We start from the raw sequence: 24,004 nt of genomic DNA on the forward strand, positions 1-24,004 counted from the left end.
CTACGCTCCCGCTCCCGCGAGCATGTCTGTCCACATCCTGGGGAAGTCCGGCAGGGTCTTCGCGGTCGTCGCCACGTTCTCGATCAGCACGCCCTCCACCGCCAGACCGAGCACGGCGCCCGCGGTGGCCATCCGGTGGTCGTCGTACGTGTGGAAGACACCGCCGTGCAGCGGGCGCGGGCGGATGTGCAGACCGTCGGCGGTCTCGGTGACGTCGCCGCCGAGCCCGTTGATCTCGGCGGTCAGCGCGGCCAGCCGGTCCGTCTCGTGCAGCCGCAGGTGCCGGACACCGCGCAGGATCGACTCGGAGTCGGCCAGCGCCGCCACCGCCGCGATGCCCGGGGTCAGCTCGCCGACCTCGCCCAGGTCCACGTCGATGCCGTGGATCTTCCCGGTACCGGTGAAGACCAGACCCGCGTCGGTGAGCTCACAGGAACCGCCCATCTCCGTGAAGATGCGGCGCAGCGCGTCGCCGGGCTGCGTGGTGCGGCGCGGCCAGTCGGGGATGGTGACCGTGCCGCCGGTGATCAGCGCCGCCGCCATGAAGGGCTGCGCGTTCGACAGGTCGGGCTCCACGACCATGTCGCGGCCCAGGAGCGCGCCGGGCGCGACCCGCCACACGTCCTTCTCGCCGCCGGCCTCCGGGGTGTCCACCTGGGCGCCCGCCGCGCGCAGCATCTCCACCGTCATCCGGATGTGCGGCATCGACGGCAGGGTCGAACCGATGTGCCGGACCTCGACGCCCTGGTTGAACCGCGGCGCGGACAGCAGCAGCGCCGAGACGAACTGGGAGGAGTTGGAGGCGTCGATCTCGACCGTGCCGCCCTCCAGGGCCCCGCCGCCCTGCACGGTCAGGGGCAGCGCGCCCCGGCCGTCGTCGTCGATGCGGGCCCCGAGGACGCGCAGCGCGCTGATGACCTCGCCCAGCGGGCGCTCGTAGGAACGCGGGTCGCCGTCGAAGCGGATGTCGCCGCCGGCCAGGGTGGCCACGGGCGGCAGGAAGCGCATGACCGTGCCCGCGTTGCCGACGTCGACGGTTGCCGGGCCGTGCAGCGCGGCCGGGATGATCCGCCACGCCTCGCCGCTGTCACCGTCGGCGGAGCTGGAGGAGACGGTCTCCTCGATGCCGACGCCCATCGCGCGCAGGGCGTCCGACATCAGCTGCGAGTCGCGCGAGCGCAGCGGGCGGCGCACCCAGCCCGGCTCGGAGGCCAGCGCGGCGAGCACCAGGGCCCGGTTGGTGACCGATTTGGAACCCGGCACGGTGACGGTGGCGTGGACGGTGCCGTCCGCGAGCGGAGCGGGCCAGAGGGCGTGGAGCGCGGGGGTCTCGGTCATGGCCTCCACTTTAGTGGCTCCGCCCGTACCCGGATCTTGATCGCCGGCCGGTCGTCGTCCCCGTCTCAGAGGGCGAGAAGCCAGCGCCCGCCGCCGATCAGCGAACACAGCGCCACGGCGTGGAACATCAGCAGCCAGACGACCGGGTGCACGTGCGTGAGCCGACCGAGCTGGTCCGCGTCCGAGTCCGGGGCTCCACCGTTCCTCCGCTTGGCCTGGAGCTCGAACACCGGCCGGACCCCGCCCAGCAGCAGGAACCACACCACCCCGTACGCGAACATCGCCTGGACCTCGGCCGGGGCCAGCCAGGACACCAGGACGAAGCCGGCGCCGGTCAGCACCACCGTGAGCAGTCCGTAGGCGTTCCGGATCATCACCAGCATCGCCACCAGCAGCGCGGTCGCCGCCCAGAGCAGCAGCGTGATCCGGTGCGCCGACAGCAGCGCCGCCCCGCCGAGGCCGAGCAGCGAGGGCGCCGTGTACCCGGCGGCCGCCGTCAGGACCATGCCGAGCCCGGTCGGCCGGCCCCGGCTGACGGTGACCCCGCTGGTGTCCGAGTGCAGCCGGATCCCGTCGAGCCGGCGTCCGGTCAGCAGCGCGAGCAGCCCGTGACCGCCCTCGTGCGCGATGGTGATCGCGTTGCGGGAGATCCGCCACACCGGGCGGGGCGCCACGGCGGCCAGGGCGACGACCCCGGTCGCGATCACCAGCCACAGCTCGGGCTCGGGCTGTATGCCGGTGAGCCGGTCCCAGAGACCGGCCGTCGTGATGCTGTCCATGGAGTGGCGGACTCCTTGCGGTGGTGGGCGGGTGTCGTGGCAGTGTTGCAGGCATGTGCGGAAGGTATGCAGCGAGTCGGGCGCCGGAGGATCTGGCGGGGATCTTCGGCGTCGAGAAGTGGGAGCCCGCAGAGTCCCTGGCACCCGACTGGAACGTGGCGCCGACGAAAGAGGTCCACATCGTCCTCGACCGTCCCTTGAAGGACGCGCCGAGCCCGCGTCCGGTTCGACAGTTGCGGGTGGTGAAGTGGGGGCTGGTCCCCTCCTGGGCCAAGAACCCCGAGGGCGCGGCCCGGATGATCAACGCCCGCGCCGAGACCCTCGCGGAGAAGCCGTCCTTCCGCCGCCCCTTCGCCCAGCGCCGCTGCGTCATCCCCGCCGACGGCTACTACGAGTGGGTCACCGCCCACGACGAGCGGCAGTTGGAGGTCGAGGGGAAGAAGAAGCGGGCCCGCAAGCAGCCCTACTTCGTGCTGCCCTCCGACGGCGCCGTCTTCGCCATGGCCGGGATCTACGAGTTCTGGCGCGACCGGACCCTGCCCGACGAGCATCCGGCGGCCTGGTGGGCGACCTGCTCGGTCATCACCACCGAGGCCGAGACCGGACCGCTGGGCGTGGCCCCCGCCGACGGACCCCGCTCGCTCTCCGACATCCACCCCCGCATGCCGTTGATGCTGACCCCGGACAAGTGGGACCCCTGGCTGGACCCGGCGCGCACCGACCCCGACGAGCTCCAGGCGCTGCTCGCGCCGCCGCCCGGCGGGCTCATGCGGGCGTACGCGGTGTCCACCGCCGTCAGCAACGTGCGCAACAACGGCCCCGAGCTGCTGGAGGAACTGGCCGCGCCGGAGGAGGAGACCCTCTTCTGACCCGGGCAGGATGGGGCGCATGACCACGCGTACCGAGAGCGTTCCGACGCCGGCGGGCGAGGCCCGCGTCACCTGGCACCCCGCCACGGCCGGGAAGGCCCGGCTCGTGCTCGCCGTGAGCCACGGCGCCGGCGGCGGGATCGAGGCCCGGGACCTGCGGGCGCTGGCCGCCGCCCTGCCGGCCCGCGGGATCACCGTGGCCCTGGTCGAACAGCCCTGGCGGGTCGCCGGGAAGAAGGTCGCCGCCGCGCCCAAGGTGCTCGACGAGGGCTGGCGCGGGCTGTGGCCGGCGCTGACCCGGCCCGGACCGCCCGTGGTGGCCGGCGGGCGCAGCGCCGGAGCCCGGGTGGCCTGCCGGACCGCCGCCGAGCTGGGCGCGGCCGGGGTGCTCGCGCTGGCGTTCCCGCTGCACCCGCCGGGCCGGCCCGAGAAGTCCCGGGCCCAGGAGCTGCTGGGCGCCGGGCGGCCCACCCTGGTGGTCCAAGGGAGCCGGGACCGGGGACGACCCGTACGAACTCGTCGCGGTGGAGCACGGCGACCACGGGTTCGCCGTGCCGAAGAGGGCCGACCGGACCCAGGACGAGACCCTCGACGTGATCACCGGGGCCGTCGCGCAGTGGCTCGGACGGCTGCCGCTGTGAGCCCTCGGGAGGCCGGCGACGAGTGCGCCCGCGCGGCTGCCGACCCGATCCCTGGGGCGGCCCGGCGTCGCGAGTCGCGGGCCCGACCTGACACATTCCCGCGTGATCCGGATCACGCGCCCCGCGGAGTCGACCTGACGGATCCGGGAAACCCCACAGGCCCCGGGAATGCCGGGCCCGGGCCTTCTGTTGTGCCGAATGTCGGTACGTACGGGAAGTTCGTCGGAGGAGAGGGAGCGCATGACCCAGGTCATCAGCCAGAACCGTCCGCAGGCCGCTGACCTGGACTGGACGGTGCTGCCTGCTCCCAAGCGCGGGACGCTTCGGGCGGCGGAGGGCCGGGAAGGTCGACTATTCTCCGATTCGAGCGGATCCGCTTTCGGAGCCGCCACGCTGTCGGAGGAGGTGGGTCCTGTCGCCGGGACCGACGAAGGCCACGCGGAGGAGACGACCCCGGAGCGCAACGCGCGCTTCGAGCGGGACGCCCTCGGCTACCTCGACCAGATGTACTCCGCCGCGCTGCGCATGACGCGCAACCCGGCCGACGCCGAGGACCTGGTCCAGGAGACGTACGCGAAGGCGTACGCGTCGTTCCACCAGTTCCGCGAGGGCACCAACCTCAAGGCATGGCTCTACCGCATCCTGACGAACACGTTCATCAACTCCTACCGCAAGAAGCAGCGCGAACCGCAGCGCAGTGCGGCGGAGGAGATCGAGGACTGGCAGTTGGCGCGCGCCGAGTCGCACATGTCGACGGGCCTTCGGTCCGCCGAATCGCAGGCGCTCGACCACCTTCCCGACTCGGATGTGAAGGAGGCGCTCCAGGCCATTCCGGAGGAGTTCCGCATCGCGGTCTATCTCGCCGACGTAGAGGGCTTTGCGTACAAGGAGATCGCGGACATCATGGGTACGCCCATCGGTACGGTCATGTCCCGACTGCATCGTGGGCGCCGTCAACTCCGCGGAATGCTGGAGGACTACGCCCGTGAGCGCGGGCTGGTCCCCGCCGGCGCTGGAGAGTCGAACGACCTGAAAGGCTCGGGCTCATGAGCTGCGGAGAGCCGCACGAGACGGAGTGCGCAGAGGTCCTGGATCACCTTTACGAGTTCCTGGACCACGAGATGCCCGACAGCGACTGCACGAAGTTCGAGACACACTTCGGCGAGTGCAATCCCTGTCTTGAGAAGTACGGCCTCGAACAGGCCGTGAAGAAGCTGGTCAAGCGCTGCTGCGGTTCGGACGACGTGCCGACCGATCTGCGCTCGAAGGTGATGGGACGGATCGAGCTGATCCGTTCGGGGCAGGCCGTGCCCGACCACGACGTCACGGCCGATCCCGCGACGGGCTAGCCGAAAGCGGTTTCCCCATTGCCCGGGATTCGCCGGCCGCGCCTTTCCGAACAACCGCCCCCGGTCGTTCACTTCGTTCACTCGAAGGTGCTAATCCGGGGGCACCCGAACGACACAATGTGAAAATGTGGCCCACTTCGTGTGGGGCCCCACCTATTCTCCCCTTCCGGTACCGGTCCGCTCCGGTGCCCGCCGTGCACGGCCCAGGGGGAGGAGAGCGCCATGCGGGTACTTCCGCCGGCGGCGCGCGTCCTCGTCGTGTGCGCGATCCTCGTGGCGTCGGTGTGCGTGCTGCCGGCCGCACTCTGCCCCGACACCCCCTGGCCGACCGTCTCGCTGCTCGCCGCGCTCTACCTCGGCTGTGAGTCGGTGCGGATCTGCCCACGCCTCACCGGCCGGGTGCCCGAGGGCATCGGCACCTTCTTCCCCGTCGTGCTGGCCGCCGTCTTCCTGCTGCCGCCCTCCGCGGCCGCGCTCGTGGCCGTGCCCGGAGCCCTCGCCGGACCGGTGGTCCGGCGACCGGCCGGGGTCCGTCGGGTGTGGCACGCGGCGCAGCAGGCGACGGCCGCCTGGGTGGCGGGACGCACGTACGGGCTGCTCGGCGGACCGGCCGCGCTCGACGGCCGGGGGCCGGTGGCGAGCGGGATTCCCGGGCCGTCCGCAGGCGCCGATCCGATCGCCTGGGTCGCCGACTTCCCCTACCTCCTGCTTCCCGCGGCGGTCGCCGCCGTGGCCTTCTGCATGGTCCTCACCCTCCTCGACGGGGCGATCCTCGTCGCCGCCGAGCGGCGGCCCCCGGCCACCGTCCGGGTCGGGCCGTCGGTCCGGTCCCTGGCCCCGCACTGCGTGCACGGGCTGGCCGGGCTGATGATGGCCGTCATGTGGCGCAGCCCGTACGGACTGCCCGCCGCCCTGCTGGTCCTGCTGCCGATGTACATCTCCTGCTGGGTCTTCGCCCAGTACCACCGCGAGCGCGCCGCCCACCAGGCCACGATCCGCGCGCTGGTACAGGCCGTCGACATCAAGGACCGCTACACGCGCGGTCACAGCGAGCGGGTCGGCCAGGCCTCGGCGATGATCGCCCGCGAGCTGGGGATGGCGGACGACCGGATGGAAGTCGTCCGTATCGCCGGCATCCTGCACGACGTGGGCAAACTCGGCGTACCGACCCGACTCCTGCGCAAGGACGGGCCGTTGACCCCCGAGGAACGCAGGATCATCGAACTGCACCCCGAGTACGGGCACGAGATGGTCCGCGGCATCGGCTTCCTGGGGGAGGCCCGCGCGGCGATCCTCCACCACCACGAGCGGGTCGACGGGTCGGGGTATCCGTACGGGCTGCGCGGCGAGCAGATCCCGGTGTCGGCCCGCGTGGTGGCGGTGGCCGACTCCTTCGACGCGATGACGTCGACGCGCTCGTACAGCAGGGCGCGGCCGGTGCCCGTCGCGCTCGCCGAGCTGGAGCGGTGCGCGGGGACGCAGTTCGACCCGGCCATGGTGCGCGCCCTGGTCGGCGCCATCGGGCGCCAGGGCTGGCATCCGGTGGTCACGTCCGACGACGACCTCCAGGTCATCGGCGACGGGCCGGGCGGCCCCGCCGGTCCGGGAGGTCCGGGCGGCCCCGCCGAGGGCGCGCTGCCCGGACTGCCGACCCAGGGCGGTCCGTCGGCGGCGCCCGCGGAACCGGGTCCGCCGGGCCGGCCCCGGGACGACGCCCCCGAACCCGGACGGGCCCCCGGCCGCCGGACACCCCCGGTGCGCCCGGCCGGCGGCCCCGGGACCCGACCCGGAACCGGCCCGTGAGGGGGCCGACCGCCCCCGCGGTACGCGCCGCCGCCGCCCTGCTCACCCTCGTGGCCCTGGGCCACACCCTGTGGCACGGTCTCGCCGACACCGGCGTCGCCCTCGCCTTCGGCGGCCTCGTCGCCGTCGGGGAACTCGCCCGCCGCGAACCCGGGGACGCCGCCGGGAACCCCACCGCCGAGGACCGCCGGCCCGCGCCCCTCGGCTCCGCCGGAGCCCTCGCGTACGCCCTGCTCGGCGAGAACGCCGGGCACTCCACCCACCACGGGGCCCTGCAGACGGTCGCCGTCGTGCTCGCCGCCGCCCTCGTCGGACTCGTACCGCACGTGGCGCGGGGCCGCGGTCCCGCCCTCGACCACGTGGCCCGCCAGGTGCTCACGGTCGGCTTCGCCGCCGCCTGTTTCCAGCCGCTCCACCATTCCGGCCGACTGGAGGGCATGGTCGGCGAGGGCCCGTACCTCGTGGTCTTCCTGCTGCTCCTGCTCGGCCTGACGGCCTTGTGCGACGCCGTCCTGGCCGCCGCGCTCGCCGCGTCCCGCACCGGGTGGCCGTACGGGCCCCTGCTGCGCGACGAACTGCGCGCGCTCGCCGGTATCGGCTCGGCGATCTGCGCGACCGGCCTGGTCATGGCGCTGGCCGTGGCCGTGGCCGGGGTGTGGGCCCTGCCCGTCTTCAGCGTTCCGCTGCTGCTCACCCAGCTGTCCTTCCACCGGATCACCGCGATCCGCACCACCTACCGCGAGACCATCACCTCCCTCGCCCGGGCCACCGAGATCGCCGGGTACACCCGCCCGGGCCACTCGCTGCGGGTGGCGGCGCTGAGCTGCGCCGTCGGGCGGGAGCTGGGGCTGTCCGAGCGGGAGCTCACGGTGTTGGAGTACGCCGCCCTGATGCACGACATCGGGCAGCTGTCCCTCGTCGATCCGGTCCCGGCCGGGGCGACCGCAGGGCTGCCCGCCGCCGAGGCCCGCCGGATCGCCGGGCTGGGCGGGGAGGTGGCCCGGCTGACGGGGGTGTCCGCGGAGGTCGCGGTGGTCGTGGAGCGGCAGGCCGATCCGTACCGTGAGCAGCCGGTCGCCGCCCGGATCGTGCGCGCGGTGAACGCCTACGACGACCTGTGCGGCGGGAGCGGTCACCCGGGCGGCTCACTGGCCGCCCTGGAGCGTCTGCGGCTGGGTACCGGGCACGACTACCAGCCGGAGGTCGTGGAGTCCCTTGCGAGGGTTCTGGCCAGGGACGGACGTGCCCGAGTCGTTCCCGTTCCGCCTGGGTAACCCATGGGTAATGAGCGGCCGTCCGAGTGGGCATGGTTGGATGCGAGTGGGAGTGTCCGTGAGGGTGTCCGCAAGGCTGCACCGTTGGACCGGCAGGCGGGAATCGTGAGGATCTTCGGGAAGGTACGGCATCGGCCCTCCGCCTCGTGGCGGCAGGCCACCGACCGCGCGTTCACGCTGATCGGCGACGGGCGGTACGAGGACGCGGGCGCGCTGCTGACCAGAGCGGCGGACCTGGAGCCCTGGTTGTCCGAGTCCTGGTTCAACCTGGCCCTGCTGCACAAGTTCCGGCACGACTGGGAGCAGGCGCGGGCCGCGGGGCTGCGCGCGGTGGCCCTGTTGGACCGCGAGACGGGCGCCCCGGACTGGTGGAACGTCGGCATCGCCGCGACCGCGCTCCAGGACTGGCCGCTGGCCCGCCGGGCCTGGCAGGCGTACGGCCTGAAGGTCCCCGGGGACCCGCACGGCACGGGCGGGGCCGGCGAGCCCGTCGGCATGGAACTGGGCAGCGCCGCCGTGCGGCTCTCGCCCGAGGGCGAGGCCGAGGTCGTGTGGGGGCGGAGGCTCGATCCGGCCCGGATCGAGGTCCTCTCGATCCCGCTGCCGTCCTCCGGGCGGCGCTGGGGCGAGGTCGTGCTGCACGACGGGGTGCCGCACGGCGAGCGCATCACCGCCGCCGGCCCCTCCTACCCCGTTTTCGACGAGATCGAGCTGTGGGCGCCCTCGCCGGTGCCGACCTGGGTGGTGCTGCTGGAGGCGGCCACCGAGGCCGACCGCGACGCCCTGGAGCAGCTCGCCTCCGACGCGGGCTTCGCCGCCGAGGACTGGTCCTCGTCGGTGCGGTTGCTGTGCCGGACGTGCTCCGAGAGCGCGATGCCGAGCGACGAGGGCGACGAGCAGCACCCGGACCCGCACGATCACAGCGAACCGGGCCATCCCGGCCCGCTGGGCCACCGCACCGCCGGTTCCGGCTCCCTGTGGGTCCCCGAGCGCGAGTGCGGCATCGCCGCGCCCGCCGGTCTGGTGCGCGGGCTCCTCGACGGCTGGGTGGCGGACAGCCCGGACAGTCGCGAGTGGCGGGATCTGGAGGAAGTCTGCTGAGTCGGGGCCGTAGGCTGTACGGGTCACATCGGTGACTCGGCGGACTTACGGAAGGCGTACGGCGGACATGGCGCAGCAGGAGAACCAGGTTGTCCCGGTCGACGAAGAGGGCTACGTCGTGGACACGGAGGACTGTGAGGCGCGCGAGCTCGCCTACCGTGAGCGCGGCACCTCCCGCCCCATCACGGTGGTCGGCAATCCGGTCCTGCACCGGGAATGCAAGGACGTCACCGAGTTCGGCGACGAACTGGCCCGGCTGATCGACGACATGTTCGCGAGCCAGAAGACCGCCGAGGGCGTGGGCCTGGCCGCGAACCAGATCGGTGTGGACGCCAAGGTCTTCGTCTACGACTGCCCGGACGACGACGGCAAGCGGCACACTGGTGTCGTCGTCAACCCGAAGCCGGTCGAGCTGCCGGTCGGCGCCCGGGTGCTGGACGACTCCAACGAGGGCTGCCTGTCGGTTCCGACGGCCTACGCCTCGCTGGCCCGCCCGGACTACGCCGAGGTCACCGGCCAGGACGCGCAGGGCAATCCGATCAAGGTCCGGGGCACCGGCTACTTCGCGCGCTGCCTCCAGCACGAGACGGACCACCTGTACGGGTACCTGTACATCGACCGCCTCTCGAAGCGCGACCGCAAGGACGCCCTGCGACAGATGGACGAGGGCACCCCGCGCTACGAGGTCGTCCCGAACGCCTGAGCCGCTCTGCCCGAGCCGGTCTACGCCACGGCCTGCGGGCCCCGGAAGGCGCGCCTGAACGAGTTCGGCGTGGTGCCCAGGGCCCGCAGGAAGTGGTGGCGCAGCGCGGCCCCGTTGCCGAAGCCGCAGCGGCCCGCGATGGCGTCGATCGTCTCGTCGGAGGATTCCAGCAACTCCTGCGCCAACAGGACGCGTTGGCGCAGCACCCACTGGTACGGAGTGGAGCCGGTCTCCTGCTGGAAGCGGCGGGCGAAGGTGCGCGGGGCCATGTGCGCGCGGTCCGCGAGCTGCTCGACCGTGATCTCCTCGTCCAGGTGGCGCGCCATCCAGGAGATGACCTCCCCGACCGTGTCGCAGGAGGTGCGGGGCAGCGGCCGTTGGATGAACTGGGCCTGGCCGCCGTCCCGGTGGGGAGGTACGACCATCCGCCGGGCGATGGTGTTGGCCACCTCCGCGCCGTGCTCCTGTCGTACGACGTGCAGGCAGGCGTCGATGCCCGAGGCGGTGCCCGCGGCGGTGATCACCGAGCCCTCGTCCACGTACAGCACGTCCGGGTCGACGACGGCCTTCGGGAAGCGGCGGGCCAGGGCCGGGGCGTGCATCCAGTGCGTGGTGCAGCGCCGCCCGTCGAGCAGTCCGGCCGCGCCGAGCAGGAAGGCCCCGCTGCACACGCTGAGCAGCCGGGCCCCCCGGTCCACGGCCCGGCGCAGGGCCTCCAGCAGTTCCTCGGGGTACTCCCGGGTCGGGGCCGTGCGGTCGGCCGGCAGGCAGATCAGGTCCGCGCTCTCCAGCCGTTCCAGTCCGTGCGGGGCCACGATGTCGAAGTGTCCGTCGCCGGTGGTGGACCGCCGGTCCTCCGCGGCGCACACGGCGAAGTCGTAGACCGGCAGCCCCATGTCGCTGCGGTCGAGTCCGAAGACCTCGCAGAAGATCCCCAGTTCGAACGGGGCGACACCGTTGGCGAGGGCCACGGCCACATTGGTCAGCATGCCCCCAGTGTGGCAGTAATTCGCACTTCCATGACAGTCCTGCCACTGTCGGGTTTTCGTCGCCCTCGCGAGAGTGGAGGGGTGAACACGCTTCTGAGCCACCTCGTCGCCCTCGCCGTCGCCGGCCTCCTCGCGGGCCCGGCCCTGTACGGACTCCTCCTCGAACGCCGCGTCGACCGGCAATTGCGCGCCGCCCGCGAGCGGGAGGAGGTCGTCCGGGAAACGCGGCAGCGCCCCCGCCCGGGACCCCCGGAGATCCGGGAGGTCCACCCCGTGGGCGGGGGCGCTGCCAAGTCGTGCGGCCGTGCGGGGAAGAGGACTCAGAAGTCCTCGTCCAGGTCGACGGTGCCCTCGACCGCGACCTGATAGGCCGACGGGCGGCGCTCGAAGAAGTTCGTCAGCTCCTGGACGCCCTGAAGCTCCATGAACGAGAACGGGTTCTGCGAGCCGTACACCGCCGGGAAGCCCAGGCGCACCAGACGCTGGTCCGCGACGCACTCCAGGTACTCGCGCATCGACTCGGTGTTCATGCCCGGCAGGCCGTCACCGCACAGGTCGCGGCCGAACTGCAGCTCCGCCTCGACGGCCTCCTTCAGCATGTCGACGACCTGCTGCTGGAGAGCGTCGTCGAAGAGCTCCGGCTCCTCCTTGCGGACCGTGTCGACGACCTCGAACGCGAAGTTCATGTGCATGGTCTCGTCACGGAACACCCAGTTGGTGCCGGTGGCCAGACCGTGCAGCAGGCCGCGCGAACGGAACCAGTACACGTACGCGAAAGCGCCGTAGAAGAACAGGCCCTCGATGCACGCCGCGAAGCAGATCAGGTTCAGCAGGAAGCGGCGCCGGTCGGCGGCCGTCTCCAGCCGGTCGATCTTCTCGACCGAGTCCATCCACTTGAAGCAGAACTGCGCCTTCTCGCGGATCGAGGGGATCTCCTCGACCGCGTCGAACGCGGCCGCCCGGTCGTCCGGGTTGGGCAGGTAGGTGTCGAGCAGCGTCAGGTAGAACTGGACGTGCACGGCCTCCTCGAACAGCTGGCGCGACAGGTACAGGCGCGCCTCCGGGGAGTTGATGTGCTTGTACAGCGTCAGCACGAGGTTGTTCGAGACGATCGAGTCACCCGTCGCGAAGAACGCGACCAGACGGCCGATCATGTGCTGCTCGGACGGGGTCAGCTTCGCGAGGTCCGCGACGTCCGAGTGGAGGTCGACCTCCTCGACCGTCCACGTGTTCTTGATCGCGTCGCGGTAGCGCTCGTAGAAGTCCGGGTAACGCATCGGGCGGAGCGTGAGCTCGAAGCCCGGGTCCAGGAGGTTCTTGTTCTCGTTGGAGCTCATTACTGGCAGGCCTCGCAGGACTCGGGGTTCTCAAGGGAGCAGGCCAGCGCGTCGGCGTCGACGGCCTGCGGAAGCGGGGTGGCCGCCGCCGGGACGGCGGAGCCGGACGCCGCGCGGGCGATCTTCGTCGCCGGGCGCGAGCGCAGGTAGTACGTGGTCTTCAGGCCCTGCTTCCAGGCGTACGAGTACATCGAGGACAGCTTCCCGATGGTCGGCGTCTCCAGGAACAGGTTCAGCGACTGCGACTGGTCGAGGAACGGCGTACGGGCCGCCGCCATGTCGATCAGGCCGCGCTGCGGGATCTCCCACGCCGTGCGGTACAGCTCGCGCACCTCGGCCGGGATCCAACCGAAGCCCTGCACCGAGCCGCTGGCCTCGCGCAGCGCCTCGCGGGACTGGGCGTCCCACACGCCGAGCCGCTTCAGCTCGGCCACCAGGTAGGCGTTCACCTGGAGGAACTCACCGCTGAGCGTCTCGCGCTTGAAGAGGTTGGAGACCTGGGGCTCGATGCACTCGTACACACCGGCGATCGAGGCGATCGTGGCGGTCGGGGCGATGGCGAGGAGCAGCGAGTTGCGCATGCCGGAGGTCGCGACCCGGGCGCGCAGCGCCTCCCAGCGCTCCGGCCAGTTCAGCTCGGTGTCGTAGTGGTCCGGGTGCAGGACACCGCGGGCCGTACGGGTCTGCTCCCAGGCGGGGAGCGGGCCGTTGCGCTCGGCGAGGTCGCAGGAGGCCTCGTACGCGGCCAGCATGATCCGCTCGGAGAGCTTCGTGGACAGCGCCCGCGCCTCGGGGGAGTCGAAGGGCAGCCGCAGCTGGAAGAAGACGTCCTGGAGGCCCATCGCGCCCAGACCCACCGGACGCCAGCGGGCGTTGGAACGGCCGGCCTGCTCGGTCGGGTAGAAGTTGATGTCCACCACGCGGTCGAGGAAGGTCACGGCGGTGCGGACGGTCGAGTCCAGCCGCTCCCAGTCGATGTCGCCGTCGACGACGAACGCGCCGAGGTTGACCGAACCGAGGTTGCAGACGGCCGTCTCGCCGTCGTTGGTGACCTCGATGATCTCGGTGCAGAGGTTCGAGGAGTGGACGACCGTGCCCGGCTCCGCGGTCTGGTTCGCCGTGCGGTTGGAGGCGTCCTTGAACGTCATCCAGCCCTGGCCGGTCTGCGCGAGGGTGCGCATCATCCGGCCGTACAGCTCCCGGGCGGGCATGGTCTTGCGGGCCAGGCCGGCCGCCTCGGCCTCCCGGTAGGCGGCGTCGAACTCGTCGCCCCACAGGTCCACCAGCTCGGGGACCTCGGCGGGGGAGAACAGCGACCAGTCGGAGTCGGAGTTGACGCGGCGCATGAACTCGTCCGGCACCCAGTGGGCCAGGTTCAGGTTGTGCGTACGGCGCTGGTCCTCGCCGGTGTTGTCGCGCAGCTCCAGGAACTCCTCGATGTCCGCGTGCCAGGTCTCCAGGTAGACGGCGGCGGCGCCCTTGCGCCGGCCGCCCTGGTTCACGGCCGCGACGGAGGCGTCGAGGGTCTTCAGGAACGGCACGATGCCGTTGGAGTGGCCGTTGGTGCCGCGGATCAGCGAACCGCGGGCGCGGATGCGGGAGTACGACAGGCCGATGCCGCCGGCGTGCTTCGACAGGCGCGCGACCTGGTGGTAGCGGTCGTAGATCGAGTCGAGCTCGTCCAGCGGGGAGTCCAGCAGGTAGCAGGAGGACATCTGCGGGTGCCGGGTGCCGGAGTTGAAGAGGGTGGGGGAGGACGGCAGGTAGTCGAGGCGGCTCATCAGCCGGTAGAGCGAGGCCACTTCCTCGACGGCCTGGACCGTCTCGTTCTCCGCGAGACCACAGGCCACGCGCAGCATGAAGTACTGCGGGGTCTCGATGACCTGGCGGGTGATGGGGTGGCGCAGCAGGTAGCGGCTGTGCAGGGTGCGCAGGCCGAAGAACCCGAAGCGGTCGTCCGCGCCCTCGGTGAGCGCGTGCTCGACCAGCGCGTTCAGCCGGTTCGCGTGGGTCGCCACGAACTCGGCCGTGCGGTCGGCGATCAGGCCCTCGCGGTGGCCGACCTCGACGGAGACGGAGAAGGAGGTGGACCCCTGGCCCGCGGCCTCGTCGCGGACGGCCAGCGTCAGCAGACGCGCGGCCAACCGGGAGTACGCCGGGTCCTCGGAGATCAGACCCGCGGCGGCCTCGGTCGCCAGCCCGCGCAGTTCGGCCTCGTCGGAGGCGGAGCTGCGACCGCGGAGCGCGGCGGCGGCGACCCGGCCGGGGTCGGTGTCGGGAAGGTCGGCCGTCAGCTCGGTCAGGGTGCGCAGCAGCGCGGCCCCGGGTCCCCCGGACGTGATCGCGGTCTCGATCGCGGACTCGGACGGAACGGACTCTGCGCGCGGTGCGGAGGGCGCGATGGTCACGGGGGGAGCTCTCCCTTGCTCGGCTCCGGGAACACCGACGGCGCGGGCGCGAGCGGGCGCATGCGGACCTCGCACGCTCCGGCCCGGACAGGGCGGGCGGTACGTGCACCGCATGGCGTCCACCGGCCCAACCGCGAGGCCCGGACGTGTCTGCACCCGGTTCGGTCGAGCCGGGCGCGCTGTCGACAGGTCCTCGGACTTGTAGTTGCACGAACAGGTGCACTTCACACCGTTGCGGGACAGTTCCGGATTCGCACCGGATTCCCCTGCGACGACAGCGAGCACGAGCATACATGTGGGGGCGGGTGGATGCGTGACCCCCCACATGTTGTGTCGGCGTGGTTACAGCTCCAGACGGTAGGTCAGGAGGGTGAGGCCCGGGATCGGGGCCCAGTCTCGTTCTGGTGTTCGGGTGAAGCCGAGGCGCTCGTAGATCCTGTGCGCCCCCGTCATCGACCTCTGGGTGGACAACACCAGGTGCGTCACGCCCTCCAAGGCCCCCGCCCGGGCCATGCACGCCCGCACCAGGGCCTCGCCCGCGCCGCGTCCGCGCGCCTCGCGGGCGACGGCCAACATCCGGAACTCCGCCTCGCCCGGGCCGGCGATGTCGGCCAGCGGGCTCGTGTTCGAGGCGAACGTCACCCCGCCGAGGACCGTGCCGTCGTGGTCCGCGACGAGCACCTCCCCGGAGGCGGCCCGGCCGGCGACGTCGCGCAGCACGTTCAGGTAGAAGTCGTCCTCGTTGAAGTCCAGCAGCCCGTCGTCCAGGTAGGCCCGCGCGGTGATCTCGCCGAGCTCTTCGTATTCGGCGACCGAGGCCGCCCTGATCACGATGTCCATGCCGTCGAGTGTGTCGGACCGGCGGGCGATTGGTCGCGCGTGTCCACGGACGGGGATGCGAAGGGGGCGTCCCCCGGCGCGGACCGGCACGGACGGGCACGCGAAAGGGCCGCCGCGTTCCCGGGGGAACGCGGCGGCCCTTCGAAGGCCCCGGAGGGGGTCAGCAGCAGCGGAAGCCCTCGCGCGGGTCGGCCTCGCGGGCGTCGGTGCGGGCCCGCTCGAAGGCGCGCCGCGTCATGACCTCGGCGTTGGTGTCGTGCGCGCGGGCGTGCGCGACGTACCGGTCGTACGCGGCCTCGCCCGAGAACTCACGGACGTAGAACCGGGTCTTCGCCCACGCGCCGCGCACGGCCGTCAGGCCGCTCACGCGACCGGTTCCCGGGTCTTGCCGCCGCCGGAGTCGAGGCCCGCCGCGGCGAGTTCCGCCCGTTCCTCGGGGGTGGCGATCAGACCGGCCGGGGCGACGATCTTCGACTCGGTCCACGGGGTCTCGGTGAGGGTGACCGTCTCCGGCTTGCGGACGGCCTTGACGCAGGTCCGGGCCGCGTCCAGCAGCACGATGATGATCAGGACCGCGAACAGCACCGACAGGACGCCGTCCACCGTGGCGTTGGTGACCACGGTGTGCATCTCGCCCATGTTCTTGGCGGGCTTGAGCACCTTCCCGGCCTCGATGCCGTCCTGGTACAGGTCCCGCTGCGCGAAGAACCCGATCTTCGGGTTGTCGGAGAAGATCTTCTGGTAGCTGGCGGTGAGGGTGACCGCCACGTCCCAGGCCAGCGGGACGCCCGTCACCCAGGCCCACTTCAGCCGGCCCGATTTGATCAGCAGCGTGGTGCAGACGGCCAGGGCCACCGCCGCGAGGAGCTGGTTCGCGATGCCGAACAGCGGGAAGAGCTGGTTGATGCCGCCCAGCGGGTCACTGACACCCACCCACAGGAAGTAGCCCCAGCCACCGACGACGACCGCGCTCGCGATCCACACGCCCGGCTTCCAGCTGACGTCCTTGAAGGACTTGTGCACGTTGCCGAGGGTGTCCTGGAGCATGAACCGGCCGACTCGGGTGCCCGCGTCGACGGTGGTCAGGATGAACAGCGCCTCGAACATGATGGCGAAGTGGTACCAGAAGGCCTTCATCCCGGCGCCGCCGATGACCGACGAGAAGATCTCCGACATTCCGAGTGCGAAGGTCGGCGCGCCGCCCGTCCGCGACAGCAGGCTGGTCTCCTCCACGTCCTTCGCCGCCTGGGCGAGGGCCTCCGGGGAGATGGCGAAGCCGAAGTTCGTCACCGCCTGCGAGGCGGTCTCGACGGTGGTGCCGACCACGCCGGCGGGGGAGTTGACCGCGAAGAACAGCCCGGGCTCGATGATGCAGGCCGCGATCACCGCCATGACGGCGACGAAGGACTCGGTGAGCATCGCGCCGTAGCCGATGACCTGGACCTGGGTCTCCTTCTGGATCATCTTCGGGGTGGTGCCCGAGGAGACCAGGGAGTGGAAGCCCGACAGGGCGCCACAGGCGATGGTGATGAACACGAAGGGGAACATCGAACCGGCGAAGACCGGCCCGTCGCCGCGCGAGGCGAACTCGGTCACCGCGGGCATCTTCAGCATCGGCATGGCGATGACCACGCCCACCGCGAGCAGCGCGATGGTGCCGACCTTCATGAAGGTGGAGAGGTAGTCGCGGGGCGCGAGCAGCATCCACACCGGCAGCACCGACGCCACGAAGCCGTACGCGACCATCCAGATGACGAGGGTCTGCTTGTCGAGGGTGAAGAACTCGGCGAGCGAGGAGTCCGCCACCCAGCCGCCCGAGACGATGGCGAGCAGCAGCAGGGCGACGCCGATCAGGGACACCTCGGTGACGCGCCCGGGGCGCAGCACGCGCAGGTAGAAGCCCATGAACAGGGCGATGGGGATGGTCATGCCGATGGAGAAGACGCCCCAGGGGGAGTCCGCCAGGGCGTTGACGATGACCAGCGCCAGTACGGCGAGCAGGATGATCATGATGGCGAACACGGCGACCAGGGCGGCGGCTCCGCCCACCGGGCCGATCTCGTCACGGGCCATCTGTCCGAGCGAACGGCCGTTGCGCCGGGTCGAGAAGAAGAGCGTGACCATGTCCTGGACCGCGCCGGCGAAGATCACGCCCGCGACGATCCAGATGGTGCCCGGGAGGTAGCCCATCTGCGAGGCGAGCACCGGGCCGACCAGCGGGCCCGCTCCGGCGACGGCGGCGAAGTGGTGACCGAAGAGCACGCGACGGTCGGTGGGGTGGAAGTCGACACCGTTGTCAAGGCGTTCGGCCGGGGTCGCCCGGGTCTTGTCCACCTTCAGTACGCGGTTCGCGATGAAGCGCGCGTAAAAGCGGTAGCCGATCGCGTACGAGCCCAGGGCGGCGGCGAGCAGCCACGCGGCCGAGATCTCCTCGCCCCGGGAGAGGGCCAGTACGCCCCAGCCGATCGCGCCGATGAGACCGACGAGCACCCAGACGGCGATCGACTTCGGCGAGAGCCCCCCTGACGAGGCTCCCGCCGTGTCCCGTTGTGTACCTGTTGCTTCCGGTTCCGCCATGATCGTCGTCCCCTCGTTGATCACTGCTTGAGCGCAGGGAATCTACGGGGGCCTGACCGGTGAACGTAAGCCCCCGTCCGTATAGCGGTACGAGCGTCCACCGGGGGTCGATCAGGAGTCAACCGTTGATCAGAGAGCAGGTCGCTGAAGTCGGGCGACGAATTTATAACGGTCGCCGCGATACACCGAACGTACCCATTCGACCGGTTCGCCGTCGGCGTCCAGCGAGTGCCGGGAGAGCATCAGCATCGGCAGGCCGACGTCGGTGCCGAGCAGTCCGGCCTCGCGCGGGGTGGCCAGCGAGGTCTCGATGGTCTCCTCGGCCTCCGCGAGCCGTACGTCGTACACCTCGGCGAGGGCGGTGTAGAGGGAGGTGTACTTGGCCAGCGAACGGCGCAGCGCGGGGAAGCGCTTGGCCGACAGGTGGGTGGTCTCGATGGCCATGGGCTCACCGCTCGCCAGGCGCAGTCGCTCGATGCGCAGCACCCGTCCACCGGTGGTGATCTTGAGCAGTCCGGCGAGCGTGTCGTCGGCCGTCACGTAGCCGATGTCGAGCAGCTGCGAGGTGGGCTCCAGCCCCTGGGCCCTCATGTCCTCGGTGTACGAGGAGAGTTGGAGCGGCTGGGACACCTTGGGCTTGGCCACGAAGGTGCCCTTGCCCTGGATGCGTTCCAGCCGGCCCTCGACGACGAGCTCCTGCAGGGCCTGGCGGACCGTGGTCCGCGAGGTGTCGAACTCGGCCGCCAGCGTGCGCTCCGGCGGCACCGGGGTGCCCGGGGGGAGCGTCTCGGTCATGTCGAGCAAGTGCCGCTTGAGTCGGTAGTACTTGGGCACCCGCGCCGTGCGAGTGGCCGCCCCGCCTTCCGGCTCCGTGGTCGCCCCTTCGGTGGCCATCGCCGCCCGCCTTCCCGACTCCAGTTTCGCTGCCGTCACCGGCTCCTCCATATGTGCGGTCACATCGTGACACGAGCGGGAGGACAGGCCTCCTCCCTCCCCCAGGTGTCGGTCCGATAACGGACCGATCACCCGCTCATTAGACCCTTGACACCCCTAAAGGTCTAGGCCAAGCTCCGGTTGCTGGTCTAAACCAATATGGATCGGATCCCGGCCCCACGTGCAGTACTTCGCGTATGTCACCGCGGCGGGCAAGGGAAGTGCATGAAGGCATCCCTGAGGAGGGTGGCGTGAAGCGCAAGCTCATCGCGGCGGTTGGAGTCGCGGGCATGGTTATCGGCCTGGCGGCGTGCGGTGGCTCGGACGACAAGGGCGGCAACACTGCCGACAAGGCGTCCGGCGCCAAGGAGTTGACCGTCTGGCTGACGGTCGACGCCCAGAACAACTGGCCGGAGCTGGTGAAGGCCGCCGACGACGCGGTCGTCGCGAAGCACCCCGGTCTCACCGTCAAGCACGAGTACTACGGCTGGCCGGACAAAAACGCCAAGCTGGACGCCGTGCTCGCCACGGACAAGGCGCCGGACGTCGTCGAGATGGGCAACTCCGAGATGATCGGCTACATGTCGACCGGAGCCTTCTCCGAGGTGGACCCGTCGAAGTTCGACAACTCCTCCGCGTGGCTGGACGCCCTCAAGGAGTCCGTGACCTACGACGGCAAGACGTACGGCGTCCCGTACTACGCCGGTGGCCGCGTCGGCACCTGGCGCAAGGACCTGGCCGCGGAGGCCGGCGTCACCGCCGCCCCCAAGACCTGGGCCGAGTACACCGGCGCGCTGGACAAGATCCAGGCCGCCAAGGGCGACAAGTTCAGCGCCCTGTACCAGCCGTCGCCCGACTGGTACGCCGCGATGTCCTACGTCTACGACGCCGGCGGCGCCATCGCCAAGAAGGACGGCGACAAGTGGAAGGGCACCCTGTCCTCCCCCGAGTCGCTGAAGGGGCTCAAGCAGTACAAGGAGCTCCTCGACAAGTACATGCACGCGGACAAGACCAAGGACGAGTCCGACCGCCCGGTCGTCTTCGCCCAGGGCAACTCCGCCGCCATCTTCGCCGCCGCCTGGGAGGGCGCCACCGCGGCCGACCCGAAGAACGACAAGGTCGGCGGCCTGAAGGACAAGCTGGAGAACTTCGTCCAGCCCGGCCCGAACGGCAAGAACCTCCCGGTCTTCCTCGGCGGCTCCGACCTCGCGGTCCCGGCCAAGTCCAAGGCCAAGGACATCGCCTCCGAGTGGATCAACGCCTTCACCGGCGCGCAGGGCCAGAAGGGCCTGATCGCCAAGGGCAACCTGCCCAACAACAAGACGGACCTCGGCCCGCTGAAGTCCGCCCCGGCGACGCAGGTCGCGGCCACCGCCGCCGAGTCCTCCTGGTTCGTGCCGACCGCCCCGGGCTGGGGCCAGGTCGAGAAGGCCAAGCTCCTGCAGACCCTGCTCCAGGAGATCGGCACCGGCAAGAAGTCGGTCGAGGACGCGGCCAAGGCCGCCGACGCCGAGATCGACAAGGTCATCAACACCAAGTGACCTGTAGCCGGCAGGGCCCCGCCACATCGGCGGGGCCCTGCTGCCCGTCAAGAGAGGGACCCCCGAGGAGCGCGCGATGAGTGCCGCACAGACAACCACCGCCGACCTGCCGCCGGCGAAGCAGAACACCTCCGTTGGAATCGGGACGGGACGTACGGGCAAGCCGGGGAAGCCGACCCGCAAGGGTTCCGGCGCGACCCCGTGGCTGCTGCTCGCCCCGTGCCTCCTGGTCATCGTCCTCGTCATGGGGTACCCGCTCTTCAGACTCGTGTCCCTCTCCTTCCAGAGCTTCGGCAAGTCCGAACTCTGGGGCTTCAAGGACGCCGAGTTCGTCGGGCTCGACAACTTCACCAAGATCCTCGGCGACGGGGTCTTCTGGACCGTCGTCCTGCGCACCGCCGTCTTCGCGGCCGGCGCCGTCGTCCTGACGATGGTCATCGGCATGCTGATCGCGCTGCTGCTCCAGAAGGTGTCCGGCTTCGTCAAGGCGCTCATCAGCATCGCCCTCGTGGCGAGCTGGGGCATGCCGATCATCGTCGCCACCGCCGTCTTCAAGTGGCTCTTCGACGCCGACTACGGCGTCCTCAACTACCTGATGAGCAAGTTGCCCGGCGTCGACATGATCGGGCACAACTGGTTCGCCAGCGGCCCCCAGGGCCTCGCGGTCATCATGCTCCTGGTGGTCTGGGGGGCGGTGCCCTTCGTCGTCATCACGCTCAGCGCGGGCCTCACCCAGGTGCCCAAAGAACTGGAGGAGGCCGCGCGCCTCGACGGCGCCGGCGCGTGGGGCGTGTTCCGCCACGTCACCCTGCCGATCCTGAAGCCGATCATCGTGATGCTGACGACCCTCTCGGTCATCTGGGACATGGGCGTCTTCCCGCAGGTCTTCGTGATGCGCAACGGCAACCCCGAGGCCGAGTTCCAGCTGCTGACCACCTACTCCTACCAGCAGGCCTTCGTGGTCAACGACTACTCGGGCGGCTCCGCCATCGCCCTCGTGACCGTTCTGCTGCTGCTCGGAGTGGTCGCCGTCTACATGCGCCAGATGCTCAAGATCGGAGAGGTGGAGTGACCTCGACCACCGCGACCCCGCCCGTCGCCCGCCGCAAGCAGAACAAGCCGAAGGCGAAGTCGAAGCTCGGCTGGAACCTCATCGGCCTCGTGGTCTTCGCCACCGTCGGCTTCCCGGTCTACTGGATGCTGAACACGGCCTTCAAGCCGGCCAAGGACGCGATCGACCCGAACCCCCACTTCTTCCCGCGCACCTTCACCCTGGACAACTTCCGGCGTGCGCTGGAGATCTCCGACTTCTGGGGTCCCGTCGGCCGAAGCATGATCGTCTCGCTCGTCGTCGTCTCCATCGGCATCGTCGTCGGCATGCTGGCCGCCCTGGCCATCTCCCGCTTCGCCTTCCGCGGCCGCAAGATCGTGATCGTCGGCATCCTCGCCGTCCAGATGATCCCCCTCGTCGCGATGATCATCCCGGTCTTCCTGCTCCTCAACGACCTCGGCCAGTACGACAAGCTCACCGGCCTGATCATCACGTACCTGACGTTCATCCTCCCCTTCACCGTGTGGACGCTGCGCGGCTTCATCGTCAACATCCCGAAGGAACTCGAGGAGGCCGCCCAGGTCGACGGCTGCACGCCGACCGGCGCCTTCCTGCGCGTGGTCTTCCCGCTGCTCGCCCCCGGCATGGTCGCCACCTCGGTCTACGGGTTCATCCAGGCGTGGAACGAGTACCTCTACGCACTGATGCTGATGAGCCAGCAGAACCAGACCGCCACCGTCTGGCTCGGCAACTTCACCACCAAGAACGGCACCGAGTTCGCGCCCATGATGGCCGGCTCCACCATGATGGCGATCCCGATCGTCGTGCTCTTCCTCATCGTCCAGCGCAAGATGGCCGCGGGCCTCACCGCCGGCGCCGTGAAGGGATAACGGCCCATGACTGTCCTTGCGCACCACACCGACACCCTCACCCGGGACGCCCTCGCGGTGCTCCAGCCCGGCTTCGAGGGCACCACCGCCCCCGCCTGGCTGCTGCGCCGGGTCGGCGAGGGCCTCACCGCCGTCGGCCTCTTCGGCCGCAACATCACCTCGCCCGACCAGCTCTCCGCGCTGACCGCGCAACTGCGCGCCGAGCGCGACGACGTGCTGGTCGCCATCGACGAGGAGGGCGGCGACGTCACCCGCCTGGAGGTCCGGGGCGGCTCGTCCTTCCCCGGCAACCTGGCCCTCGGCGCGGTGGACGACACCGGGCTGACCCGTGACGTCGCCCGGGAGCTGGGTCGCCGGCTCGCCGAGTGCGGGGTCAACCTCAACTGGGCGCCCTCCGCCGACGTCAACTCCAACCCGGACAACCCGGTCATCGGCGTGCGGTCCTTCGGCGCCGACACCGACCTCGCCGCCCGCCACACCGCCGCGTACGTCGAGGGCCTCCAGGCCGCCGGCGTCGCCGCCTGCACCAAGCACTTCCCGGGCCACGGCGACACCAACGTCGACTCGCACCACGCGCTGCCCCGCATCGACGCGGACCTCGACACCCTGACGGCGCGTGAACTCGTACCGTTCAAGGCCGCCATCGAGGCCGGCACGAAGGCCGTCATGAGCGCGCACATCCTGGTGCCCGCCCTCGACCCGACCCGCCCGGCCACGCTGAGTCCGCGCATCCTGACGGGGCTGCTGCGCAAGGAACTCGGCTACGAGGGCCTGATCGTCACCGACGGCATGGAGATGCACGCCATCGCCGGCACGTACGGCATCGAGCGCGGCTCGGTCCTGGCCATCGCCGCGGGCGCCGACGCGATCTGCGTCGGCGGCGGGCTCGCCGACGAGGCGACCGTGCTCGCCCTGCGCGACGCGCTGGTCGCCGCCGTCCGCGAGGGCACGCTGCCCGAGGAGCGGCTCGCCGACGCCGCCGCCCGGGTCCGCGCCCTCGCCGAGTGGACCCGCCGATCCCGGGCCGCCGTCACCGATGCGGGCGCGCGGGAGGGGAACGCGCCCGACATCGGCCTGACGGCGGCCCGCAGGGCGGTGGTCGTGAGCGGTGCGCCGACTCCCGTCACCGCCCCGTACGTCGCCACGCTCGCACCCGTCGCGAACATCGCGGTGGGCGACGAGACCCCGTGGGGCGTCGCGGCGGAACTGGCCGAGCTGCTCCCGGGCACCCGCTCGGGCGTGTACCCGCAGGGCACCGGCGCCGGGGACGTCCTGGCGGCGGCGGGGGACCGCACCGTCGTCGCGGTCGTCCGGGACGCGCACCGGCACCCGTGGATGATCGAGGCCCTGGACGCGCTGGTCGCGGCCCGCCCCGACACGGTGGTGGTCGAGATGGGCCTGCCGCGCGCCGAGCCGCGCGGGGCGCTGTACATCGCGACGCACGGCGCCTCACGGGTGTGCGGACGGGCCGCCGCGGAGGTCATCGCGGGCGTGTAGCCGCCGTCCGCCGCGAGTCACGGAGCCGGGCACCCGTCACGGGGGTGCCCGGCTCCGTCGTGTCCGGGGGCGGCCGGCGTGCCG

The 24,004-nt window shown here is 71.2% G+C and carries 21 protein-coding genes, 1 pseudogene and 1 riboswitch; of the genes and pseudogenes, 13 read left to right on the plus strand and 9 right to left on the minus strand.

Annotated features, from left to right (window positions below; genetic code table 11):
• Positions 1-1,338, minus strand: a complete 1,338-nt coding sequence (gene aroA / locus OHA84_RS23805; protein ID WP_266949760.1) for a 3-phosphoshikimate 1-carboxyvinyltransferase — start codon at positions 1,336-1,338, stop codon at positions 1-3.
• A 65-nt stretch (positions 1,339-1,403) separates the two neighbouring features.
• Entirely contained in the window at positions 1,404-2,117 is a 714-nt protein-coding gene (locus OHA84_RS23810; protein ID WP_053676410.1) for a M50 family metallopeptidase, read from the minus strand.
• 53 nt (positions 2,118-2,170) lie between these two features.
• Between OHA84_RS23810 and OHA84_RS23815 the strand changes: the two genes are divergently transcribed.
• The 8 genes and pseudogenes from OHA84_RS23815 (at position 2,171) to def (ending at position 9,857) form a co-directional block, all read left to right on the plus strand.
• Positions 2,171-2,986, plus strand: a complete 816-nt coding sequence (locus OHA84_RS23815) for an SOS response-associated peptidase (RefSeq protein WP_053676411.1) — start codon at positions 2,171-2,173, stop codon at positions 2,984-2,986.
• 19 nt (positions 2,987-3,005) lie between these two features.
• Positions 3,006-3,627 (plus strand): annotated as a pseudogene (locus OHA84_RS23820) (alpha/beta family hydrolase).
• 405 nt (positions 3,628-4,032) lie between these two features.
• Complete coding sequence (locus OHA84_RS23825; RefSeq protein ID WP_008741505.1) at positions 4,033-4,677, plus strand: sigma-70 family RNA polymerase sigma factor; 645 nt, start codon at positions 4,033-4,035, stop codon at positions 4,675-4,677.
• Positions 4,674-4,976 carry a mycothiol system anti-sigma-R factor gene (rsrA, locus tag OHA84_RS23830; RefSeq protein ID WP_053676413.1) on the plus strand — a complete coding sequence of 101 codons (303 nt, stop codon included), beginning with the start codon at positions 4,674-4,676 and terminating at the stop codon, positions 4,974-4,976. The genes OHA84_RS23825 and rsrA overlap by 4 nt, the downstream gene beginning before the upstream one ends.
• Before the next feature lie 222 nt (positions 4,977-5,198).
• Positions 5,199-6,779, plus strand: a complete 1,581-nt coding sequence (locus OHA84_RS23835) for an HD-GYP domain-containing protein (protein WP_266969857.1) — start codon at positions 5,199-5,201, stop codon at positions 6,777-6,779.
• A complete protein-coding gene (locus OHA84_RS23840; RefSeq protein ID WP_266969855.1) occupies positions 6,776-8,053 on the plus strand; it encodes an HD-GYP domain-containing protein in 1,278 nt (425 codons plus the stop codon). Before OHA84_RS23835 ends, OHA84_RS23840 begins: the two co-directional genes overlap by 4 nt.
• 105 nt (positions 8,054-8,158) lie before the next feature.
• Positions 8,159-9,154, plus strand: a complete 996-nt coding sequence (locus OHA84_RS23845) for a hypothetical protein (RefSeq protein ID WP_053676495.1) — start codon at positions 8,159-8,161, stop codon at positions 9,152-9,154.
• Between the two features lie 67 nt (positions 9,155-9,221).
• Positions 9,222-9,857, plus strand: a complete 636-nt coding sequence (def, locus tag OHA84_RS23850) for a peptide deformylase (protein WP_266969852.1) — start codon at positions 9,222-9,224, stop codon at positions 9,855-9,857.
• A gap of 20 nt (positions 9,858-9,877) precedes the next feature.
• Here def and OHA84_RS23855 read toward each other — a convergent pair whose 3' ends face one another.
• Positions 9,878-10,846: a helix-turn-helix domain-containing protein gene (locus tag OHA84_RS23855; protein ID WP_266949771.1), complete on the minus strand. Its 969-nt coding sequence runs from the start codon at positions 10,844-10,846 to the stop codon at positions 9,878-9,880.
• Between the two features lie 81 nt (positions 10,847-10,927).
• Here OHA84_RS23855 and OHA84_RS23860 point away from each other — a divergent pair, with 81 nt between their 5' ends.
• Positions 10,928-11,212, plus strand: coding sequence for a hypothetical protein (locus OHA84_RS23860; protein WP_266949773.1), 285 nt, complete (start codon positions 10,928-10,930; stop codon positions 11,210-11,212).
• On the opposite strand, the gene OHA84_RS23865 is transcribed toward OHA84_RS23860, so the two are convergent.
• From OHA84_RS23865 to OHA84_RS23890, 6 genes are all read right to left on the minus strand, one after another.
• Positions 11,167-12,183 carry a ribonucleotide-diphosphate reductase subunit beta gene (locus OHA84_RS23865; RefSeq protein ID WP_053676419.1) on the minus strand — a complete coding sequence of 339 codons (1,017 nt, stop codon included), beginning with the start codon at positions 12,181-12,183 and terminating at the stop codon, positions 11,167-11,169. The two genes, OHA84_RS23860 and OHA84_RS23865, sit on opposite strands and share 46 nt — an antisense overlap.
• Positions 12,183-14,591, minus strand: coding sequence for a ribonucleoside-diphosphate reductase subunit alpha (locus tag OHA84_RS23870; RefSeq protein ID WP_053676420.1), 2,409 nt, complete (start codon positions 14,589-14,591; stop codon positions 12,183-12,185). Before OHA84_RS23870 ends, OHA84_RS23865 begins: the two co-directional genes overlap by 1 nt.
• 188 nt (positions 14,592-14,779) lie before the next feature.
• Positions 14,780-14,857: riboswitch (cobalamin riboswitch) on the minus strand.
• A 76-nt stretch (positions 14,858-14,933) separates the two neighbouring features.
• The gene (locus OHA84_RS23875) at positions 14,934-15,431 is read right to left on the minus strand and encodes a GNAT family N-acetyltransferase (protein ID WP_266949778.1); all 498 of its coding nucleotides are present in this window, start codon (positions 15,429-15,431) and stop codon (positions 14,934-14,936) included.
• Positions 15,432-15,591: 160 nt separating this feature from the next.
• Entirely contained in the window at positions 15,592-15,789 is a 198-nt protein-coding gene (locus OHA84_RS23880; RefSeq protein ID WP_053676496.1) for a YbdD/YjiX family protein, read from the minus strand.
• Positions 15,790-15,794: 5 nt separating this feature from the next.
• Complete coding sequence (locus OHA84_RS23885) at positions 15,795-18,008, minus strand: carbon starvation CstA family protein (RefSeq protein ID WP_266973979.1); 2,214 nt, start codon at positions 18,006-18,008, stop codon at positions 15,795-15,797.
• Between the two features lie 129 nt (positions 18,009-18,137).
• Positions 18,138-18,902, minus strand: coding sequence for a GntR family transcriptional regulator (locus OHA84_RS23890; protein WP_053676497.1), 765 nt, complete (start codon positions 18,900-18,902; stop codon positions 18,138-18,140).
• A 290-nt stretch (positions 18,903-19,192) separates the two neighbouring features.
• Here OHA84_RS23890 and OHA84_RS23895 point away from each other — a divergent pair, with 290 nt between their 5' ends.
• The 4 genes from OHA84_RS23895 (at position 19,193) to OHA84_RS23910 (ending at position 23,920) form a co-directional block, all read left to right on the plus strand.
• The gene (locus tag OHA84_RS23895; protein WP_266949780.1) at positions 19,193-20,482 is read left to right on the plus strand and encodes an extracellular solute-binding protein; all 1,290 of its coding nucleotides are present in this window, start codon (positions 19,193-19,195) and stop codon (positions 20,480-20,482) included.
• A gap of 76 nt (positions 20,483-20,558) precedes the next feature.
• Complete coding sequence (locus OHA84_RS23900; protein ID WP_053676424.1) at positions 20,559-21,554, plus strand: carbohydrate ABC transporter permease; 996 nt, start codon at positions 20,559-20,561, stop codon at positions 21,552-21,554.
• Positions 21,551-22,423 (plus strand): carbohydrate ABC transporter permease, encoded by an 873-nt coding sequence (locus OHA84_RS23905; RefSeq protein WP_053676425.1) that lies wholly within the window; start codon positions 21,551-21,553, stop codon positions 22,421-22,423. The genes OHA84_RS23900 and OHA84_RS23905 overlap by 4 nt, the downstream gene beginning before the upstream one ends.
• A gap of 6 nt (positions 22,424-22,429) precedes the next feature.
• A complete protein-coding gene (locus tag OHA84_RS23910; RefSeq protein WP_266949785.1) occupies positions 22,430-23,920 on the plus strand; it encodes a glycoside hydrolase family 3 protein in 1,491 nt (496 codons plus the stop codon).
• The last annotated feature ends 84 nt before the right edge of the window (positions 23,921-24,004 follow it).

The organism is Streptomyces sp. NBC_00513 (assembly GCF_041431415.1).
GTDB lineage: Bacteria > Actinomycetota > Actinomycetes > Streptomycetales > Streptomycetaceae > Streptomyces.

What these genes read in the sequence shown, in the direction of transcription:
- OHA84_RS23900 (WP_053676424.1), top strand. Translation starts at nt 20,559, where the DNA reads ATGAGTGCCGCACAGACAACCACCGCCGACCTGCCGCCGGCGAAGCAG.
- OHA84_RS23865 (WP_053676419.1), bottom strand. Translation starts at nt 12,183, where the DNA reads ATGAGCTCCAACGAGAACAAGAACCTCCTGGACCCGGGCTTCGAGCTC.
- OHA84_RS23855 (WP_266949771.1), bottom strand. Translation starts at nt 10,846, where the DNA reads ATGCTGACCAATGTGGCCGTGGCCCTCGCCAACGGTGTCGCCCCGTTC.
- def (WP_266969852.1), top strand. Translation starts at nt 9,222, where the DNA reads ATGGCGCAGCAGGAGAACCAGGTTGTCCCGGTCGACGAAGAGGGCTAC.
- OHA84_RS23875 (WP_266949778.1), bottom strand. Translation starts at nt 15,431, where the DNA reads ATGGACATCGTGATCAGGGCGGCCTCGGTCGCCGAATACGAAGAGCTC.
- OHA84_RS23890 (WP_053676497.1), bottom strand. Translation starts at nt 18,902, where the DNA reads ATGGCCACCGAAGGGGCGACCACGGAGCCGGAAGGCGGGGCGGCCACT.
- aroA (WP_266949760.1), bottom strand. Translation starts at nt 1,338, where the DNA reads ATGACCGAGACCCCCGCGCTCCACGCCCTCTGGCCCGCTCCGCTCGCG.
- OHA84_RS23810 (WP_053676410.1), bottom strand. Translation starts at nt 2,117, where the DNA reads ATGGACAGCATCACGACGGCCGGTCTCTGGGACCGGCTCACCGGCATA.
- OHA84_RS23815 (WP_053676411.1), top strand. Translation starts at nt 2,171, where the DNA reads ATGTGCGGAAGGTATGCAGCGAGTCGGGCGCCGGAGGATCTGGCGGGG.
- OHA84_RS23885 (WP_266973979.1), bottom strand. Translation starts at nt 18,008, where the DNA reads ATGGCGGAACCGGAAGCAACAGGTACACAACGGGACACGGCGGGAGCC.
- rsrA (WP_053676413.1), top strand. Translation starts at nt 4,674, where the DNA reads ATGAGCTGCGGAGAGCCGCACGAGACGGAGTGCGCAGAGGTCCTGGAT.
- OHA84_RS23910 (WP_266949785.1), top strand. Translation starts at nt 22,430, where the DNA reads ATGACTGTCCTTGCGCACCACACCGACACCCTCACCCGGGACGCCCTC.
- OHA84_RS23835 (WP_266969857.1), top strand. Translation starts at nt 5,199, where the DNA reads ATGCGGGTACTTCCGCCGGCGGCGCGCGTCCTCGTCGTGTGCGCGATC.